Raw genomic sequence first — 2,592 nt, forward strand, 5'->3', positions numbered from 1 at the left:
GACTGGCTCTCGGATCAAAACATGGAGCACACCCGCGGCGCGCCCAGCCATCCGCAGACCCAGGGCAAAATCGAGCGCTGGCACCAGACGTTGAAGAACCGCATTCTGCTCGAAAACTACTTCCTGCCCGGCGATCTCGACAGGCAGATCGCCGCCTTCGTCGAGCACTACAATCACCGGCGCTACCACGAGAGCCTCGACAACCTCACCCCGGCCGACATTTACTTCGGCCGAGGCCAGACCATTCCGTTGCAACGAAAAACGATTGAACAACGGCGCTTGCGGCACCGCAGAGACGCCGCCTAAAATGACAACCGAGATGCGCCAGAGCCTCCGCTAAATCAGCGCGCCAGTTGTCTCAAATTCCCTGACGACGGACACGCACCCGCCTCAATCGATTGAAAGCTTCTATCCGCCGGCATAGGCAGTGTCATCATCGCCGCCGCATACTTGCCTGCGCCAGATGGGGTGGCCTTCCCGCTTACCCACGTTGTACTTCAGCTCGAAGCACAGCACCTCCCTCCTTTCCGGCGAGATGAGGCGGCAAGCCGATTACCCCGTCTGGCTCGCCGACTTCCTGTCCCGCATTGCCGATCTTCCCGCATCGCTGGACGAACTACTGCGATGCAGACGGATTTAGTGAATATCCTTTGCTCGGCTGACTCACACGAGGAGGCGGGGGCTGGTTTCTGTATCAAGTGGCCAAATCGGGCGGTTCACACGTGTGTAGGGGTATTCGCTGATCGGACGGTTGTTGAGCCCGTCGCTCCTGATAAAAATCGCCTTGTCGGCGATTGGGCCGTATTCCGCCATGAAGTGGAGCGCTGACTTAACGACCAAAATCTTCTTGGCAAGCGGGTCGACGCCAACGTTGCGAAAAACCTCGAGCCCAAGGCCCTGTGTCCTTGTAGTGTTAAGCACCACCTCGACGCCACCGGCCCGCACTGCAGCACAGTCGCCGAGCGGACCCTGCGTCCCCGAAAAGTTCTGCAAACAATCGCGCTTGAGCCCAATTACGGTGGCCGTTGCGTCGATCGGCGTGCCCGAGCAGGGCCCAGTCTTGCCGCCGAAACGCAGCGGGAACTCGGCCCCCAAGCCAGCGTCGAAGCAAAGCCGTACTGCTATCGGGTCCCAGATTGGACCTACCGCGGCGTCCTCGACCTGAAGCTCCATGAGGCGACGAAGAATAGTCGTGTTGTCTGAAGGTGCGCCGCCGCCAGCGTTGTCTGCGGGATCCGCGATCACTACTCGTCCCTCGTTAAATTCTAACGCGCTAGCGATTCCGTCGTCCAACGAAATATGATGCTTCCAGTGCTTGCCGCGCATCGAAGTGAACTCCTTGCCGATCTTGGTAGCAAGCGCGTCGCCCTTCGCCTTGTCCTTATCCATAACGACAAGAACTCGGCCCCCCATCTCCGGTACATCGGCAAGGGGAAAGCCATGGCCGATTGAGATGGAGAGCACACCCTCCTCCCTTTCCAGCGCCTTGACCCAATCGACGAAGTCGCGCATCGGCGGTAAGGCTGTGGGGTACCAATCCAGCTGCTGGCAGTCAAAGAGTGACATTACGGGCTTCACTTGCCCGCGTATCGCCTTCAAAACAATGTCGACTAGGTGCTCGCCGCATTCGACGATATCGGTGTGAGGGTATTCTTTATAGAGGACGATTACATCCGCGTATGTGACGCGCTTAACCGTCAAATGGCAGTGCGGGTCCAGCTCCACGCCTATGACGCATTTCGGACCGACTAAGGCGCGCACGCGCTCTATGATGTCGCCCTCGACGTCGTCGTAATCAAAGGCCACCATGGCGCCGTGGAGGCCCAGCAGCACACCATCGATGGGGAGCGCCGCCTCCAGTTGCCCCAGAATCTCATCGCGCATGAACTCATAGTCTCGCCGGTTCGTGACCCCTGCAGGTTCAGCGAAGAAACAGCTGCCCTCGATGATTGTAAGGCCCTCGACAGCTGCCCTCTGGCGTGCAGCCCAGAGCGGTGCGTCATACCCCAGCGGCGCATCCTTGGGATACTCGCCAGGCCGTATAAAGCCGGTTTCCATAAACGCGTTTATGCCGGACGGAAGAGGAGAGAATGTATTCGTTTCGGTGGCAATCGTGGCGGCGAACAAACGCATGGACTGGAACCTCCAAATTTGATCGAGTTGACGTTTCTTGGATGCCTTGAGCACTCTAATTCAAGCGGACATTCCGCAAATCGGGCCAACACAGCGTGTCGACTGCAACGCGGTGGACGCTCGCCGTCATGGAGCGCCTGAGGATATCAAAGTAATCTTTTCTGGCGACGGAGCATGATGGCTTGCACAAGTCGATTATGACTCCCGATCGTGGAACTGATAGCATCAGGGAGGGCGTATAATGCGCCAAAATCTGTCGACTGCTGAAATGCACACCGCATAAAGCTGTCTGATTTGAAATGTCGTTAGCCGTTTTGATGTATATCGGGATCCTGGAACTGGACCAGCATCTTTTCCTCACCCTGCAGATCCCCCTATCCATGCTGTTCCAAGGTGGCTAAGCGAAGCATAAGTCCTTGTGAGCACAGCGAATGGCGCACGATTTGGAACAGGAAGTGG

The 2,592-nt window shown here is 57.6% G+C and carries 2 protein-coding genes; one reads left to right on the forward strand and one right to left on the reverse strand.

Annotated elements, in window-relative coordinates:
* The coding region (locus G6N73_RS35225; protein ID WP_165034471.1) for an integrase core domain-containing protein at positions 1 to 306 on the forward strand (306 nt) is incomplete at its 5' end.
* A gap of 357 nt (positions 307 to 663) precedes the next feature.
* On the opposite strand, the gene G6N73_RS35230 is transcribed toward G6N73_RS35225, so the two are convergent.
* Positions 664 to 2,133: a M81 family metallopeptidase gene (locus tag G6N73_RS35230; protein WP_165034472.1), complete on the reverse strand. Its 1,470-nt coding sequence runs from the start codon at positions 2,131 to 2,133 to the stop codon at positions 664 to 666.
* Positions 2,134 to 2,592: the final 459 nt, after the last annotated feature.

It is taken from the genome of Allomesorhizobium camelthorni (genome assembly GCF_011045125.1).
GTDB lineage: Bacteria > Pseudomonadota > Alphaproteobacteria > Rhizobiales > Rhizobiaceae > Allomesorhizobium > Allomesorhizobium camelthorni.